The organism is Oceanobacillus picturae (genome assembly GCF_000612865.1).
GTDB lineage: Bacteria > Bacillota > Bacilli > Bacillales > Amphibacillaceae > Oceanobacillus_B > Oceanobacillus_B jordanicus.
Map to the genome: position 1 here is coordinate 524,053 of NZ_CCAX010000001.1, position 17,409 is coordinate 541,461.

Consider the following 17,409-nt stretch of genomic DNA (forward strand, 5'->3'; position numbering starts at 1 on the left):
TCAATCCTTTGTATTGTGATTAGTTAGTATATCTACCAACTTTTGACGTTTCTCAGTAAGAATGTCTGTGTTCAGCGGGATTGTCAACGCAGCAAGGGACTCTTCTACATATTGTTCGACTCTAAATTGAAGCTGCTGCTGAATTTCTGAGACGTTTTCCTGCCATTGTATATCATATTGCTGCTCCAACACCAGTCTAATTTCGTCTAAATAAGTTGATGCCATTGGGCGAATCTGTTGGAAAAGTGCTTCTTTCATTTTTTCTTTTTCATTTTGTGCAAAGAAAGCTTTCGTGCCTCGATAAGATGCTAACACAGCAGAAAATTCCTTCGCACTCACAGATTGGAGCCCTTTTTCAAATACTGGCGTCTCTAGCGTTACCATTTCCAAATCTGCCACCTGAAATTGAGCGTCCCGCGCATTCAATCTGGTGTATAAATCGTGGTATATTTCCTGAAGCAATTTATTTACCAATGCTTCAATCCTCAATGCCACAGCCTGTACCTCTTGAAGTAACTCAAATGCTGTATATTCAAGCAGCTGTTGCAAGGCTAGTTTTAATTCTGGCTGTGCAGCTTTTCCAGACTGTGTAATCGTAGTGGGGTTAAATGTTTCTTTAAACATATCATGAAATCGAATGGTATAGCGTTCTAAAACATGAAAAAGTTGTTTGGTAATTTTTTGCTTCATTTGATTGGACAGGACATCCGTTTTGTACTCTTGAATATCCTGTATCATCTCATACTTCTTATTAGATAATGCTAGCTCGTACTGTTCTCTTTCCTTTTGATCAAGCTTGCTAGAGTTCAAGAAATGCGTCAATGTCGACAGAGCCCGCTCCATGTCTCTAACTGCAGAGGCTACAGTAAGTGAGCTTAGGTCATGTTTTATAAAGCTATAAAATGTTTCTTCAAATCGAGCCATCCCTTTATTTAAAGGCCTTGCCTGCTTCTTTTCTAACAGTGATACTTTACTTGATACAGGATAAAGCCTTGGGAAGCGAATTCCTAATTGTATTAACTGCTCTTGGACATAATCAGTAACCAGTTTTAACTCTTGTTCATTCTCTGCAAGATCAGCAGCATTTACTAAGAAGAACATTTTATCAAGTTCAAAAGTGTCTTTAACACGTCCAAGTTGCATCAGAAAGTCTTTATCTGCTCGGGATAAGGCATGGTTATAATATGTTACATACAAAATAGCATCCGCATGTTTAATATAGGTGAAAGCCGTATTTGTATGTCGAGCATTAACAGAGTCGGCACCTGGAGTATCCACAAGCGTAACACCCTGTCTTGTAATCTCACAATCATAATAAAGGTCTATCGCATCAATGTAACAGGCCTTTTTTTCATCTGTTATATAAGGACCTAAATCCTTTAACTGGAGATCAAGTTGTCCTCCGATATACTCCTTCATTTCATCATATCCATCTATCATTGCCTGGAGATAAGATTGATATAAAGGATTTAATTGGTTACTTTGTTGGTAGTTATGGTCTTTTACCCAATTAAGCAACTCTTCAAAATCTGTAACAGTAGGTTGAAATACCTTTAATATTTCAAGTAAGTCTTTTTCCAAATCTTTTCTTTTTTTCACACTTATATGAACCTCACCGTGTGCTATAGCACCAGTTACTGGCTTGATTCGGTTGACGGCAGCTGTTGTTGGATTCGGAGAAACAGGAAGCACATTATCACCAAGTAAAGCATTGGCAAAGGAGGACTTACCTGCACTAAAAGCACCAAATAATGCAACGGTGTACGATCTTTTTTCTAGACGTTGTTTTTTCTGAAGCAGGTCATCGACAAGAGTCTTCGTTCCTGGCACACCCTCTAAAATTTTCATCGCATTGTCTAAATGGGGAAGGATATCATTTTGAGATGCGACGCGGTTCTCATCAGGAAGTTTAATGGTATCTTCTTGGTATTCTACTTTCACCTCTTGACTCAATCCTTCTACAGAACCCTGCTTCCTTTTTTCGATTCGCTGGTGAAGTGCTTCCTCCAGCAATTCACTTGTCTTGAGGGGAGGCTGATCTGCTTCCAATTGTTTCTGAACGACAGCTTTTTCCTCCGCAAGGTCTTGCTCCAATTCTTGCAGACGTAATATGTTAGACGTTTCTCTTTCAAGCTCAGCAATAGTCGTTTCCCACTCCGTTAGTTGCTTGCTACTTTGTTCAAAAAGTTTAGCTTCTACCATATCTGCTACATGTTTCGCCTGTACTTTATATTTTGATTTAATATCTGCTGACACATCGTTTGTATAATGTAAAACGTAGTCACTGTTCATGGTGGCACCTGGTTTAATTAAACGAAGGAGGTCTTCTTTAGTATAGTCAACGTTCATCCCCTGTACAATGTGGATTAGCTCTGTATCATGAATTTGATATTCTGATAAAATAGTCGATAACTTTTCTTTCAAACGCCATTCTAACGAGGAATTTACCGACTCATTTAATTTTTGTAAAAAAGTAAGGAGTCTAGCTTCCTGCTCCTCTTTCGTTTTCTTTTTGGAACCAAAAAGCCCGACTTTAAAATTAGGCTGTTGTGAGGCAAGAAACTGTTCAGCTTTCTCTCTAAGTGTTGCTGGCATCAAGTATGCATTCTTTATCGTTTGCTGTGTTTCCAACATCATTTGATCCTTTACAGCCTTATGCTTCTCCGCTAACACGTCCTTTTGTATGATGAGATCCCTCTTCTTTTGAAGCAATTCTTCATACGTAAACTTATCATCTACAACAGGCATTTTTTCAATATAAAGACTATCTAAATATGTTTCATGTGCTTTTACAATGGTCTTAAGCGCGTTATACGTTGTATCGTAAGCTTTTGACTCTTCTTCAATCATGTTATTAATTGTTTGTTGCAATGCGCCAAATTCATTATAACGGGCCGACCTGTTAGTTAAAGAGGTGTAAAATATGCGCAAGGGAGAGATTCCCCACTGTTCAAACGTTTGTTTGATACTCGCCTCAAACAATGCAAACGGAAGTTCAGAATCATCATGTTTATCAACCTGATTAATGATGACATAGTAAGGAATACGTTTTTCCTGAAGAGATTCGAGGAATTGCAAATTCACTTCTGACTGAACATGATTATAATCCATAACATAGAACACAACGTCCACCAAATGCATAGCAGACTCTGTCATTAGCCGATCCGCATCATCCGCTGCATCAATACCTGGTGTATCCATAATTACGGTTCCTTTTGGGAGGACTGTATCATAAGAACGAATATCAAGTTGCTTTATTAGTTCCCTGTCTTTTGAATATTTTTTAATCAGTTCAAGATCATAGGGTTCTTTTATCTCTATTGTCTCACCGTCACGGTAATATACTCGAATAAGACCTTCCCCTCGAGAAATGGTCACAATATTAGCACTTGTGGGTACAGGGCTTTTGGGTAACAAATCTTCTCCCAAAAGCGCATTTATCATAGAAGACTTACCAGCAGAAAAATGACCAGCAAAGCTGATGATAAACTGAGCATTCTGTTGCTTTTCATAGAGGTCAACTAATTTCGCAACATTAACGTGATCCTGTTTGTCGAGTAAATGGTCATATATGGAAGCCATCTTTTGTAATATCAATTGTTTCTCTTCTTTTAGCATGATCAATTCTAAGACCCTCTCCGTAAACTTTCTCCTTCTCATTATACGCCCTTTAGGTACTATTTTCTACATTTGCTAACACTTACTTTTCAACAGCCTGATCGATCAATTGTGTAGTAATATAGCGGATTAAATCACCTCGGCTTATTACTCCAATGACTCGATTAGCCGGGTTTACGACAGGTATTTTTTTAATATGGTGTTTAGAGAAGACATTCATTGCTTCATCAATTGGGCTTTTGGGGTTAACTGTAAACACATTCTTTTGCATAATTTCTTTTACTTGTCGATTTAATGAATAGCTTAATCGTTCGGTCAGATCTGTTTGTTCACTAACTAAGATTAAAGAAAAGATATCGTAGACCGTTCTTCCTTTTGGTTGTATGTGTCGAATTACGTCTCCATCGGTAACCATCCCGAGCAGTTTACCTTCTCCATCGACCACAGGGACACCCGTAATTTTATTTTGTACTAGCTTTTCTAGAAGCTGCTTAATGGTTGTTTCCTTGCTAACACTTATTACATCTCTAATCATGAACTCTTCTATTTTCATATTGCACCCTCCATTTCAACGTACTATTACGGTTTATTATTCTATTTTCCTGGTAAATGTCAAATAAGAACCATCATTTAGCAGTTAACATAATAATATTATCGTAAACTTTTTCTTTAAAATACAGATTTTAATCCTATTTAACGATACAAAAAACCAGAGGCTATACTTTCCACCTCTGGTTAAAACATTAAACTATACAGGATAAACACCATGTTTCCTCTCTGTAAATGTCACATTTTTTGTCTCATAAAGAGAGAAACGACTAGACAGCTCTTCCCTTAGATGTTCTGGGTCTATAATCGCATCGACAACCATTTCTGAAGCCATCCGGTAAATGTCAATATTATCTTTATACTCATCTTGTTTTTCCTTAATAAAAGCAGGTCTTTCAGATTCAGGGAGTTCTGCGATTTTGTTCGCGTAAACCGCATTTACTGCAGCCTCTGGACCCATGACAGCAATATGGGCTGTTGGTAAAGCGATACAGCTATCCGGCTCAAATGCAGGACCTGCCATCGCATATAACCCTGCACCATAAGCTTTTCTTACAATAACGGAAATTTTCGGGACCGTTGCCTCACTCATTGTTGCCACCATTTTAGCTCCGTGTCGGATTATTCCTGCCCGCTCCACTTTGGTTCCAATCATAAAACCAGGAACATCTACTAGAAACAACAGCGGGATATGGAAGGCATCACAAAGCTGCACAAATTTTGCTGATTTATCTGCTGAGTCAGGAAAAAGAACTCCGCCCTTTACCTTAGGTTGGTTGGCAATAATCCCAACTGGTTTCCCATTAATCCTAGCTAAACCAGTAATTAATTCAGGAGCGAATTTTTTCTTTATTTCACAAAAGCTCTCCTCATCAATTAGCTTATCTATTAAGTCATACATATTAAAAGGTGCATTTTGGTTTTCGGGAATAATATCCGTAATACTTTTATCTATGAACTTTACTTCTCTTGCTTCTTTTGCTTTTGGGTTCTGTCTAAAATTAGTAGGAAAATAGCTTAAGTATTTTTGGGAGAACGAAATGGCCTCTTGCTCGGTCTGGACTAGTACATCCCCTACACCCGAAACACTGCAATGCATGGAAGCTCCTCCCATTTCTTCAAGACTCACCTTTTCTCCAATTACCTTTTCTGCCATTCTAGGTGAACCCAAGTACATTGAAGCATTGCCATCCACCATGACAACAATATCGCAAAATGCTGGAATGTATGCTCCACCTGCAGCTGATGGGCCAAATAATAAGCAAACCTGTGGCACACAGCCAGAAAGCTTAATTTGATTATGGAAAATACGACCTGCTCCCCTTCTTCCTGGAAACATCTCTACTTGGTCCGTGATTCTAGCACCAGCTGAATCTACCAAATAAAGCATCGGTATTTCTAGCTTCATAGCGGTCTCTTGAATTCGGAGAATCTTTTCAACAGTCCGTTTTCCCCAGGATCCAGCTTTTACTGTAGAATCATTTGCCATCACACAAACCGCTTCTCCGTTAATTCTTCCAATTCCTGTGACCACGCCATCTGAAGGGAGCGTATCATCCATACAATTGGCGAAAAAGGCGTCCTCTATATTAACATCTTCATCAAAGAGTAATGTGAGGCGCTCTCGGACAAATAATTTTCCTTTTTCTTCGTTTTGTTTATGATATTTTTCCTTGCCACCGCTTTTTATTGAATCGACTTTTTGTTTTAACGTATCTCTATAATTCATATCTGCCCTCCTGCGTAAACTAGTTCCCTTTATAGATAGGTTTTCTTTTTTCTTTAAATGCTGCAAGGCCTTCTATCCGGTCTTTTGTAGGGATTGTTTCCTTATATGCCAGGTGTTCTAATTTTAACCCTGTAGTAAGATCGGTCTGCAACCCTGAATCAATCGCAAACTTTGCCTGACGTATGGCAACAGGCCCGTTAGATGCAATCTTGATTGCCATTTCTGTTGCCCTTTCAACAACATCGTCCGGACTAGTTAATTCCTCTACTAGTCCGAGCGTATATGCCTCCTCTGTACTAATCGGTTTGCCTGTGTAAATTAAACGTTTTGCCTGACCAGGTCCAATTAAACGTGGTAAGCGTTGTGTTCCACCAGCTCCCGGGATAATGGCCAGCGTGGTTTCCGTCAGCCCTATTCTAGTTTGATTACTAGCTATTCTGATATCACAGGCCAATGCTAACTCTAAACCGCCCCCAAATGCCGCACCATTTATCGCTGCAATGACAGGGATACGAACGTTTTCCAATGCAGTAATAGTTTTGCCTATATAATGAACTGCTTGCACAACTTGGTCTTCTGACATCTCTTTGCGTTCCTTTAGGTCCGCACCTGCACAGAAAGCCTTGTTTCCAGCCCCTGTTATAATGAGGCAGCGAATAGTAGTGGATTGATTGATTTCGTATATATATTCATTCAATTCATCAAGAAGTACTTTCGATAATGCATTCGCTGCATTTGGCCGATTTAGTGTAATAATTGCAATACTATCGCTTAGTAGTCGATATGTTGTACCACGCATAAACACCCTCCCATTCAGCTATTTAGTAGTTTCATTTGATGGCTTGATAGTTCTGGTACATGCTTTGCAATATATGTTGCTGCCTCTCTAACCTTTTCCGTATCGATGCCTGTATGAATACCCATCCGGTGCAACATATATAAAAGATCTTCCGTTGCTAAATTACCTGATGCCCCCTTTGCATACGGACAACCGCCTAGTCCTCCAACTGCACTGTCAAATTTAGCAATACCTAAATTCATTGCTGTTAGGACATTAGCTAGTGCCGTCCCTCTCGTATCATGGAAATGCATGGCTAGGCGATCACTTGGAAAGTGGCTAAGTAAGGATTTAGTCACATTTTCTACCTGCAGGGGATCCGCAATCCCAATCGTGTCTCCAATCGATAACTCTTCAACTCCCATTTCTAATAACTTGTCACAAATAAAAAGAACTTGATCAATGGAAGTCTCTCCTTCATATGGACAACCGAAAACAGTGGAAATATAGCCCCTAATTCGCTTATTACTCTTCCTTGCTTCTTCAGCAACTTTCTCCATAATAGGGAGTGTATCTGCAATGGTTTTATTTACGTTTTTTAAATTATGCGTCTCACTAGCGGAAATAAAAACGCATACTTCATTTATGTCTACCTCTAACGCCCGCTCTAGTCCTCTTTGATTAGGGACAAGAGCTGCATACGTAACACCAGGGTGCCGTTTAATACTTTTTGCAACCTCTGATGCATCCTTTAACTGTGGTATCCATTCAGGTCTGACGAAGGAAGATACTTCGATATAGGAAACCCCGGTCTCACTAAGCATGTTAATCCATTTTACTTTTGCATCTAGCGAAACTAGAGCACTCTCATTTTGCAATCCATCCCTAGGACCGACCTCTTTAACCGTCACTTTTGGTGGAAAGTTCATATACAACCCTCCTCATAGTCAGCTTATTCAATTACCGCCAATACATCTCCTTCATTCACAAAATCCCCTTCAGCTACGTTTAATATCTCTAAGGTACCTGATTTTTCTGCAGGTATGGGGATTTCCATCTTCATTGATTCCAAAATAATTACGTCCTGGCCTTCGTTCACCGTATCTCCTAGGGCAACATTTACTTTCCATACACTTCCTGCCATACTTGCTTTTAATTCCATCTTTATATCCTCCTTATTTTGCTTTGATAGTAGGTAAATAGTGATCCTGAATATAGGCGGTGGTTACATTTCCTTTTCTAAAAATTTCATCCTCTGCAATGCGTTTAAGCATTGGTAGATTCGTTTTTATACCTTCCACTTTATATGCTTGCAAAGCCTCTGATAGTAAGGAAATTGCATCCTGTCTGTCCGTTCCGTGGACTACCAACTTTGCTATCATTGGATCATAAAATGGTGTAACATCACATGTTCCCGTGATAGCTGGTTCGTTTCGTATATGCTCACCCTGTGGAAATATCACTTGACTCACATGACCAGGCGAAGGTAAAAATGTCTCTGGATCTTCTGCATAAATACGTACCTCGATGGCATGCCCATTGATTACAATATCCTCTTGTGACAGGCCAAGGGGTTCACCAGCAGCAATTAAAATTTGCTTTTTTACAATATCAATTCCTGTTATTTCCTCCGAGACAGGATGCTCAACTTGGACCCGAGTGTTCATCTCCAGAAAATAAAAATTTTCCTTGCTATCTACTAAAAACTCGATTGTTCCTGCATTGGTATATCCTAGTGCTCTAGCTGCATTTATTGCAGCTTCAGTCATCTGGTTCCTTGTTTTCTCTGTTATAAAGGTAGACGGTGCTTCTTCAACTACCTTTTGATTGCGACGTTGAATAGAACAATCCCGTTCAAACAAATGAAGAACGTTTCCTGTATTATCAGCGAGAAGCTGCACTTCTATATGTCGAGCATCTTCAACTTTCTTTTCCATGAACATGTCACCATTACCAAAAAATGTTTTGGCTCGCTTTGTGTTACTTTCAAAGGCAAGAATTAGTTCCTCGTCGGAATTAACAACTTGCATTCCAATCCCGCCACCACCGGCGGACGCCTTTAGCATGACTGGATATCCAATATTGTGCGCAGCTATTAATGCTTCTTCTGTTGTACCAATAGCATTCTTTGTCCCTGGAATGGTAGGTACACCAGCTTTTTCCATTAACTGTCTAGCCAGAATTTTACTCCCCATTTCTCTTATTACAGAGGCAGGGGGACCAATGAAAATAATGCCTTGTTCCTCACATTGCTCGGCAAACACATCACTTTCACTTAGAAAACCATAGCCTGGGTGAATGGCATCTACATTCGCTTGTTTGGCTATAGAAATAATTTTATCTGCATTTAAGTAGCTTTCGTTTACCCGTGGTGGGCCAATTAGATAACTCTCATCTGCCATGTCTACAAAGTCTGCTTTTTGGTCAGCCTCTGAATATATTGCCACTGTCATAATGTTCATCTTGTTGCATGTTCGAATTATTCTAGCAGCAATTTCTCCTCTGTTTGCTATTAGTATTTTTTTTATCATGGTATCTCCCCTATTGCTTCAAGTTTTTTCATTGCATCCTCTCTCAATTTAAATTTTTGAATTTTTCCACTTGCTGTCATTGGATAGGAGCTAACGAATTGAACATATTGCGGGATTTTATGTCTAGCTATGTTTCCCCTACAATAAGTACGAATATCTTCTGCTGTTATTTTTTCTGTTTCTTTTAGGATAATCGAGGCTAATACCTCTTCTCCATATTTCTCATCTGGTACCCCAACGACCTGCACGTCAAGAACAGCTGGGTGCTGGTATAAGAACTCCTCTATTTCACGAGGATAAATATTTTCCCCTCCTCGGATGATCATATCTTTCATCCTACCGGTAATTTCCAAATATCCATTCTCATGCTGAATAGCTAAATCTCCTGTATGTAGCCATCCATCTTGATCTATCGCTTCAGCTGTAGCCTCTGGATTTTTATAATAACCTTTCATAACATGATAGCCTCTTGTAAGTAGTTCACCAGTCAGTCCTTTTTCTTGCTCTTCACTAGTTCCAGGTATTACAATTTTTACTTCTACATTAGGATGGGGCTTTCCTACCGTACTGACCTTTCTTTCAATTGGATCACTTGTTCTTGTTTGGGTAATTACTGGAGAAGATTCCGTTTGCCCATATGCAATGGTAATTTCTTTTGCCCCCATTTTATCCATTACCTTTGTCATCACTTCCATAGGGCAAGTAGAGCCTGCCATAATACCAGTTCGTAGTGAGGTTACATTATAATCATCAAATTCAGGATGATTTAATTCTGCAATGAACATGGTTGGTACACCATGCAAGGCCGTACATCTCTCGGATTCTACTGCTTTTAAAACTGCTACTGGATCAAACTGCTCGAGTAGCACCATTGTCGCTCCTTTAGACACTGCAGCCAATATACCGAGTACACAACCAAAGCAGTGAAAAAACGGAACTGGAATACATAACCTATCAGCTGGCGTTAATTTCATACAGTCCGCAATTTGATTTCCATTGTTAACTATATTATGGTGTGTGAGCATAACTCCTTTAGGGAAACCGGTAGTGCCTGACGTATATTGCATATTTATGACGTCAAATGGGTCTAGTGAACCACTCCGAACATTTAACTTTTGTGTGCTTACAGCGTTCCCTGCTTTGACAACCTCTTGCCAGTTATATGCATATTTTGGAGACTTATTATCTAAAACAATTATATTTTTCAAGTTTGGAAGGTTGTCAGAATGAACTTTTCCTTTGTCACTTGTCTCAAGTTGTGGGCATACCTTCTCCAAAATGTCCAAATAGGAAGTACCTTTAAAGGAGGATGCTAGTATCAACGTCTTTGTGTCAGATTGTTTCAGCAAATATTCAAGCTCCATTGCTTGGTAGTTTGTATTCACTGTTACAAGCACCGCGCCTATTTTTGCTGTAGCAAATTGGGAAATAAGCCACTCTGGTTTATTATCAGCCCATATTGCTACATGCTCTCCTTTTTCTATTCCTAGAGACATAAGTCCTTTTGCTGTTTCATTTACCATTTCATTGAACGCTTTATACGTTTTTCGAAAATTTAATTCTGGATAGACAACTGCCTCATGATGGGGATTTTCATTCACTTGTTTCTCCAATAGTTCACCAATTGTTAGAGACATTAGCCCCATGAATTTTCTCCTCTCATCTTTTTAATCTAGCAACCTAGTTGTCTAGCAATGACAAGGCGTTGAACCTCAGAGGTGCCTTCCCCAATTTCCAATAACTTTGCATCACGCAAATATCTTTCCACTTCATACTCTCTCATATATCCATAACCGCCATGTATCTGGATAGCTTGATTTGCTGCGCGAAAAGCTGTTTCAGTTGCATAAAGTTTGGCATACGCTGCTTCTTTACTAAACGGCTTCTCATTATCCTTTAACCATGCAGCCTTATGAACCATGTTTCGTGCTAATTCTATTTCCATCGCCATGTCAGCCAACTTAAATTGAATAGCCTGGAACTTGGATATTGCCTTTCCAAATTGTTTCCTCTCCTTTGCGTAGCTTAGGGCTTTATTCAAAGCCCCCTGTGCTATCCCTACTCCAAGGGCAGCAATCGAAATTCTGCCCCCATCAAGGGTATACAGGAATTGATTAAATCCTTTATTCGGATCACCAAGCAGGTTAGTTCTCGGAACCCGCACATCCGTTAGCACGATTTCCGCAGTATCTGAACCTCTAACTCCCATTTTTTTGTATTCACTTGTAATCGAGACGCCTTTCGTATCAGTAGGCACAATAATGGCAGAGATGATATTTCTTCCTTTTTCATTTTTGCCTGTAACAGCAGTAACGATAAGAGTCTTAGCAAAGCTTGCATTTGTGATAAAGCATTTTTCTCCATTTATAATATAATCATCGCCATCAATAACTGCAGTTGTTTTTGTTCCACCAGCATCTGACCCTGCATTAGGCTCTGTTAGACCAAAGGAGCCAAGCGCTTCCCCTCTTGCAAGCGGTTTCAAAAAAGTATCTTTTTGTTCCTCTGTTCCAAAATAATAGATAGGACTTGCACCCAAAGAGACTGCTGCTGCATAGCTTAGCCCAGTACTACCACAAACTCGCCCGATTTCTTCAACGGCAAGAGCGTAAGAAAGAGTGTCGCCTCCAGAACCGCCTATCTCCTCAGGAAAAGGAATACCGAGCAATCCGAGTTTCCCCATTTGCTCAAAGATATCGACGGGAAAGGCAGCCTCTTCGTCAATTTCGATGGCTCTTGGCTGGATAACCTCATCAGCAAAATCTTTAACCATTTTTTTAACCATTAATTGTTCCTTGGTAAGTTCAAAGTTCATAATATACCTCCCTTGAGTCAGACCGACTGGTTGGTCTGTTCACGCTATTAAAAAAGTATGCGAATAACCACATATTTAAAACACTTTTTCTAAAGAAACTTTTTCACTTTCTTTCTCTAATACTGCTCGTAAGATTAGATCAACGAAAATATCTCCGATTTCATTAATCGACTTTTCCCCTGACTGTTTATACCATTTGTATGTCCAATTAACCATTCCTAATATGGCCATACTTGTAATTTCCACGGAGAGATCTTGACGAAATTCTCCCGCTTTCTTTCCATCTTTTATGGCTTCCATAATCATTTTTTTATATGTGTCACGTTTTTCATTGATAAGCTTAGCATAATGTGGCTTTAAATAGATGTTCTCTTGATAGAACACAGAAATGTGTGGTTTGTAAAGATCAAACACCTTTACAAAATCTTTGATGATAGCACGCAGCTTAAGGGTTGGTGAGGTATGTATGGCGTTTGCTATGGATGCTTTTTCCAAAACATACGATATAAAGGTGTCATGAATTACAAACAACAACTCATCCTTTGATGAAAAGTGATGATAAAAACCACCTTTTGATGTCCCGACGTTTTCCACAATTTGTTTGACCGTTACACCATGAAATCCATTTTGTTCAAATAAGAGCAGGGATGATTGGATTATTCTTTGACGTAGCCCCGTTATGACCCCTCCTTTCTCTTAATACATATACTTTAGCATACTTTTCTGATAATAGAAAGCGTTTTCATTAGTGTAAAAATTAAAATCTACAAGATAGCTTGAATAAAGCAAACGCCGAACAAACATGCGTAAACTGTTATCAGTTTACCAAGTTTGTTCGGCGGGCTATTATCATTTAAGATACTTCATACAACTATTTTATAATACTCCCACTAAAATCGTCTTTAAGAAGGTTTTGAAACTATACATCATCATTCCTCTGTAATTAGTCGTTCATATCTTCAAAGGGTTTGATATATTCAGCTTGTTTCCATGCTTCTACAACTTCTCCATCATGATCGGCATCAATAACAAAAGAGCCATTACTGTATCGATCACTTGTAGAAAGTGCAAGTGGATAAATACTATGGGTTTCCCCATTTGCAGTATTGTAACAAATAGTATCGTTGTCATTTACTACAAAAAAGCCTTGTATTCGATGCGGTTTGCTTTTTAGCTCCCTGAGCATCAGCAATCCGCGTTTTGCCCTACTGGTCTTTTCAAATTCCTGTAGTTTCATGCGTTTGCATGCACCGCGCTGTGTAATAATCGCTAAAGATGGTGCGCTCATATCATTAAAAATCTGGCCATTTACGACATATTCTTCTTCTTTTAGCTGAATTGCTTTAACTCCGGCAGCACGCTGTCCTACAATCGTTACTTCTGATTCATGATACCAGAGTCCATATCCTTTGTTAGATGCCAGGAATATATCGGAATGTCCGTCTGTCTGGTAAACATTCACCACTTCGTCGCCTTTTTTTAAATTTAATGCAATTAGTGCTTTAGAAAAACGCTGCGAGTCGTATAAAGCAAGTTCACTACGTTTAATCATCCCATTCTTAGTAAAGAAGAGAAGGAAATACTTATCAGAAAATTCCCGAATAGGCAGGACTTGAATAATACGCTCATCTTTATCAATCGATGCGAAATTGGAAATATGCTGTCCAATATCTTTCCACCGTATATCTGGTAGTTCGTGTACAGGGATTGGCAGGTACTTTCCTTTATTGGTAAATAGAAGTACTTTATCGGTAGTATTCAGCTCGACAAGACCTACTAAGTGGTCTTCCTCTTTAATTGCTAAATCATCCCCATTTGAAGCACCATAAGATCGTAGACTTGTCCTCTTTATATAGCCATCTTTCGAGACAGACACAAGTACATCTTCGCTTGCTACCATTACTTCTATATTTATCTTCAGTTCTTCAATTTTATCCTCTATTACAGTTCTGCGCGGAGTATAAAAGGTTTTTTTAATTTGCTTTAGATCTTTCTTAATAGTCTGGAGAAGTTTTTTATCACTTTGCAGGATAGCTTCCAGCTCTGTTATATTTTTGCGTAATTCAGCTGCTTCTTTTTCAAGCGATGTTATATCTGTATTTGTTAATCGATATAACTGTAGCATTACAATCGCTTCTGCTTGAGCCTCGGAAAAATCATAGCTTGCAATAATGCGCTGTTTGGCATCCTGTTTGTCCTTAGATGCGCGAATTGTCGCTATTAGTTCATCCAAAATAGAGATTGCCTTAATTAAACCTTCGACAATATGTGCTCTATCCTTTGCTTTTCGCAAATCGTAATTTGTCTGTCTTGTTACAACTTCTTTCTGATGATCTATATAGGCATCAAGCATTTGCGGTAACGAAAGAAGCTTTGGTGTTTTATCTTGTATCGCTACCATATTAAAATGATAGGTAACTTGTAAATCTGTATTTTTAAAGAGGAAGTTTAAAATTCCTTCACTGTTAACATCCTTTTTGAGCTCCACTACTACACGTAAGCCAGTTCGATCCGTTTCATCACGTACCTCGGCTATTCCTTCAACTTTTCGGTCGATGCGTAGCTCATCCATTTTCTTCACCATATTAGCCTTATTCACTTCATATGGTATTTCCTCAATTACAATTTGCTGCCGGTTTCCGCGGACTTCTTCTATCGACGTCTTACCACGAACAATGATCTTTCCTCTACCAGTTTCGTAGGCTTTTTTTATCCCTTCAACACCCTGAATAATTCCACCTGTTGGAAAATCTGGTCCTTGCATCACATGCATTAATTTATCAACTGACACCTCGGGTTTGTCAATCTTCATAATGACAGCGTCAATCACTTCAGAGAGATTATGTGGTGGTATGTCGGTTGCATAACCAGCCGAAATCCCTGTAGAACCATTAACTAAAAGGTTAGGAAATTTAGCAGGCAAGACTACAGGCTCTTGGATCGTATCGTCAAAGTTAGGTATGAAATCTACAGTTTCCTTATCAATATCTCGTAACAGTTCCGAGGAAATGCTAGAAAGCCTTGCCTCCGTATATCTCATTGCTGCTGGTGGATCACCATCGATACTCCCGTTATTTCCATGCATTTCAACAAGCACATTGCGAATCTTCCAATCCTGGCTGAGTCGCACCATTGCTTCATACACAGAAGAATCACCATGTGGATGATAGTTACCAATTACTGTACCAACCGTCTTGGCAGATTTACGAAAATTTTTCTCAAACGTGTTTTTCTCTACATGCATGGCATACAAAATTCTTCGTTGTACTGGTTTCAACCCATCCCGAGCATCAGGTAATGCCCTATCTTGTATAATATATTTACTGTACCTTCCAAATCTGTCGCCAATTACTTCTTCTAATGGAAGGTCCAGAAATGTTTCCGGTTGTGACAAATGAAGTCCCCCCTATTTCTTTAAAACATTAGCTTTCCTCATGTATCCGTTCATTTTCTAGAATGTTGGAATCTTCTTGAAGGCCAAATTCTACATGTCCCTCAATCCATTTTCTCCTTGGTTCCACTTTATCGCCCATCAGAGTAGTGACACGACGTTCTGCTCTAGCAAGATCTTCAAGCGTTACTCTTATAAGCGTGCGCGTATCCGGGTTCATTGTCGTTTCCCACAATTGATCGGCATTCATTTCCCCAAGCCCTTTATATCGCTGGATCATATAACCATTTTTAAATTCAGCTACCGCTTTTTTCATTTCCGCTTCATCCCAGGCGTAAACAACCTTTTCTTTTTTACCTTTACCCTTAGAGATTTTAAACAATGGTGGTAGCGCTATATAAATTTTACCTGCTTCAACAAGCTGACGCATATAACGGTAGAAAAAAGTAAGCAGTAATACTTGGATATGGGCGCCATCTGTATCAGCATCTGTCATGATAACGATTTTATCATATTGCACGTCTTCTAAATCAAAGTCGCCGCCCACGCCTGCTCCAATTGTATGGATGATCGTAGAGATTTCTTCATTTTTAAATACATCCTGTAGCTTTGCCTTCTCCGTATTGATGACTTTACCACGTAATGGAAGGACCGCCTGGAACTTTCGATCTCTTCCCTGCTTTGCAGAGCCACCAGCTGAATCACCCTCCACAAGGTATAATTCGTTTCTCTTCGGATTTTTCGACTGGGCCGGTGTCAACTTTCCACTTAATAGCGTATCTTTTCTGCGCTTTTTCTTACCAGAACGGGCTTCATCTCGAGCTTTTCTCGCTGCTTCGCGAGCTTCCTTTGCCTTAATAGACTTTCTAATAAGTTGCCCTGAAACATCAGGGTTTTCTTGAAGAAAGTAGGCTAGTTTCTCTGATACAACACCATCAACCGCTGAGCGAGCCTCAGAAGTACCTAATTTCCCTTTGGTCTGTCCTTCAAATTGAAGCATTTCTTCGGGAACACGTACAGATACAACTGCTGTAAAACCTTCTCTAATATCCGTACCTTCTAAATTTTTCTCTTTCTCTTTTAAAAGTCCATTCCTTCTGGCATATTCATTAAAAGTCCTTGTAATTGCTGCACGTGCTCCAGATTCATGCGTTCCACCATCTCTAGTACGCACATGGTTAACAAACGAAAGCATACTTTCTGCGTACCCATCATTAAATTGAAATGCAAAGTCCACTTCAATGTTCTGTTGTACTCCCTCAAAGGAAACAACTTGATGTAGTGTATCCTTTTCTTCATTCAAATAACTAACAAATGACTCAAGGCCATCTGGATATTCGAATACTTCAGTAGTATCATGGCGAAGATCATCTAATTGAATCGTCAATCCTTTTAGTAAAAAGGCCGCTTCACGAAGTCGCTCAGATAACGTTTCGTAGTCATATACTGTAACAGAAAATATGCTTGGATCTGGTTTGAAGTGAATGGTAGAGCCTTTTTTCTTAGTAGGACCTTTTTTTTCCACTGATCCCACAGGCTTTCCACCGTTTTCAAAGCGCTGATAGTATGTAAAACCATCACGGTGAGTCGTTACATCAAGCCATTCTGAAAGTGCGTTCACTACGGACGCACCTACACCGTGAAGTCCACCACTTGTTTTATATCCGCCTTGCCCAAATTTACCACCTGCATGTAAAACAGTAAAAATTACTTCTATGGTTGGTCTGCCTGTACTATGCATTCCAGTTGGGATGCCTCGTCCATTATCTATGACAGATATACTGTTGTCTTTATGTATCGTCACTTTAATATTATTTCCATATCCGGCGAGTGCCTCGTCTACTGCATTATCGACAATTTCAAACACTAAATGATGTAACCCTCTAGTATCCGTGCTACCGATATACATACCAGGCCTTTTTCGGACAGCTTCTAGTCCTTCAAGCACTTGTATTGAATCATCACTATATTGTAATGGTTGCTTAGTCAAAATATTTA

12 protein-coding genes are annotated in these 17,409 nt (G+C 39.3%); all 12 read right to left on the reverse strand.

Features of this window, described 5'->3' with window-relative positions:
- A complete protein-coding gene (locus BN988_RS02715) occupies nt 1-3,618 on the reverse strand; it encodes a dynamin family protein (RefSeq protein ID WP_231495219.1) in 3,618 nt (1,205 codons plus the stop codon).
- Nucleotides 3,619-3,700: 82 nt separating this feature from the next.
- The gene (locus tag BN988_RS02720) at nt 3,701-4,171 is read right to left on the reverse strand and encodes a CBS domain-containing protein (RefSeq protein ID WP_036572912.1); all 471 of its coding nucleotides are present in this window, start codon (nt 4,169-4,171) and stop codon (nt 3,701-3,703) included.
- Nucleotides 4,172-4,366: 195 nt separating this feature from the next.
- The gene (locus BN988_RS02725; RefSeq protein ID WP_036572913.1) at nt 4,367-5,896 is read right to left on the reverse strand and encodes an acyl-CoA carboxylase subunit beta; all 1,530 of its coding nucleotides are present in this window, start codon (nt 5,894-5,896) and stop codon (nt 4,367-4,369) included.
- A gap of 19 nt (nt 5,897-5,915) precedes the next feature.
- Complete coding sequence (locus BN988_RS02730) at nt 5,916-6,695, reverse strand: enoyl-CoA hydratase (RefSeq protein ID WP_036572914.1); 780 nt, start codon at nt 6,693-6,695, stop codon at nt 5,916-5,918.
- A 14-nt stretch (nt 6,696-6,709) separates the two neighbouring features.
- Nucleotides 6,710-7,603, reverse strand: coding sequence for a hydroxymethylglutaryl-CoA lyase (locus tag BN988_RS02735; RefSeq protein ID WP_036572915.1), 894 nt, complete (start codon nt 7,601-7,603; stop codon nt 6,710-6,712).
- A 23-nt stretch (nt 7,604-7,626) separates the two neighbouring features.
- Nucleotides 7,627-7,836, reverse strand: coding sequence for an acetyl-CoA carboxylase biotin carboxyl carrier protein subunit (locus BN988_RS02740; RefSeq protein ID WP_036572917.1), 210 nt, complete (start codon nt 7,834-7,836; stop codon nt 7,627-7,629).
- A gap of 13 nt (nt 7,837-7,849) precedes the next feature.
- Nucleotides 7,850-9,205, reverse strand: a complete 1,356-nt coding sequence (locus tag BN988_RS02745; RefSeq protein WP_036572918.1) for an acetyl-CoA carboxylase biotin carboxylase subunit — start codon at nt 9,203-9,205, stop codon at nt 7,850-7,852.
- Complete coding sequence (locus BN988_RS02750) at nt 9,202-10,851, reverse strand: AMP-binding protein (RefSeq protein ID WP_036572920.1); 1,650 nt, start codon at nt 10,849-10,851, stop codon at nt 9,202-9,204. The genes BN988_RS02745 and BN988_RS02750 overlap by 4 nt, the downstream gene beginning before the upstream one ends.
- Before the next feature lie 26 nt (nt 10,852-10,877).
- Complete coding sequence (locus BN988_RS02755) at nt 10,878-12,020, reverse strand: acyl-CoA dehydrogenase family protein (protein ID WP_036572921.1); 1,143 nt, start codon at nt 12,018-12,020, stop codon at nt 10,878-10,880.
- Between the two features lie 75 nt (nt 12,021-12,095).
- Complete coding sequence (locus BN988_RS02760; RefSeq protein ID WP_036572922.1) at nt 12,096-12,701, reverse strand: TetR/AcrR family transcriptional regulator; 606 nt, start codon at nt 12,699-12,701, stop codon at nt 12,096-12,098.
- A gap of 262 nt (nt 12,702-12,963) precedes the next feature.
- Nucleotides 12,964-15,414 (reverse strand): DNA topoisomerase IV subunit A, encoded by a 2,451-nt coding sequence (gene parC, locus BN988_RS02765; RefSeq protein WP_036572924.1) that lies wholly within the window; start codon nt 15,412-15,414, stop codon nt 12,964-12,966.
- Between the two features lie 28 nt (nt 15,415-15,442).
- Complete coding sequence (gene parE, locus BN988_RS02770) at nt 15,443-17,401, reverse strand: DNA topoisomerase IV subunit B (protein ID WP_036572926.1); 1,959 nt, start codon at nt 17,399-17,401, stop codon at nt 15,443-15,445.
- Nucleotides 17,402-17,409 lie beyond the last annotated feature (8 nt).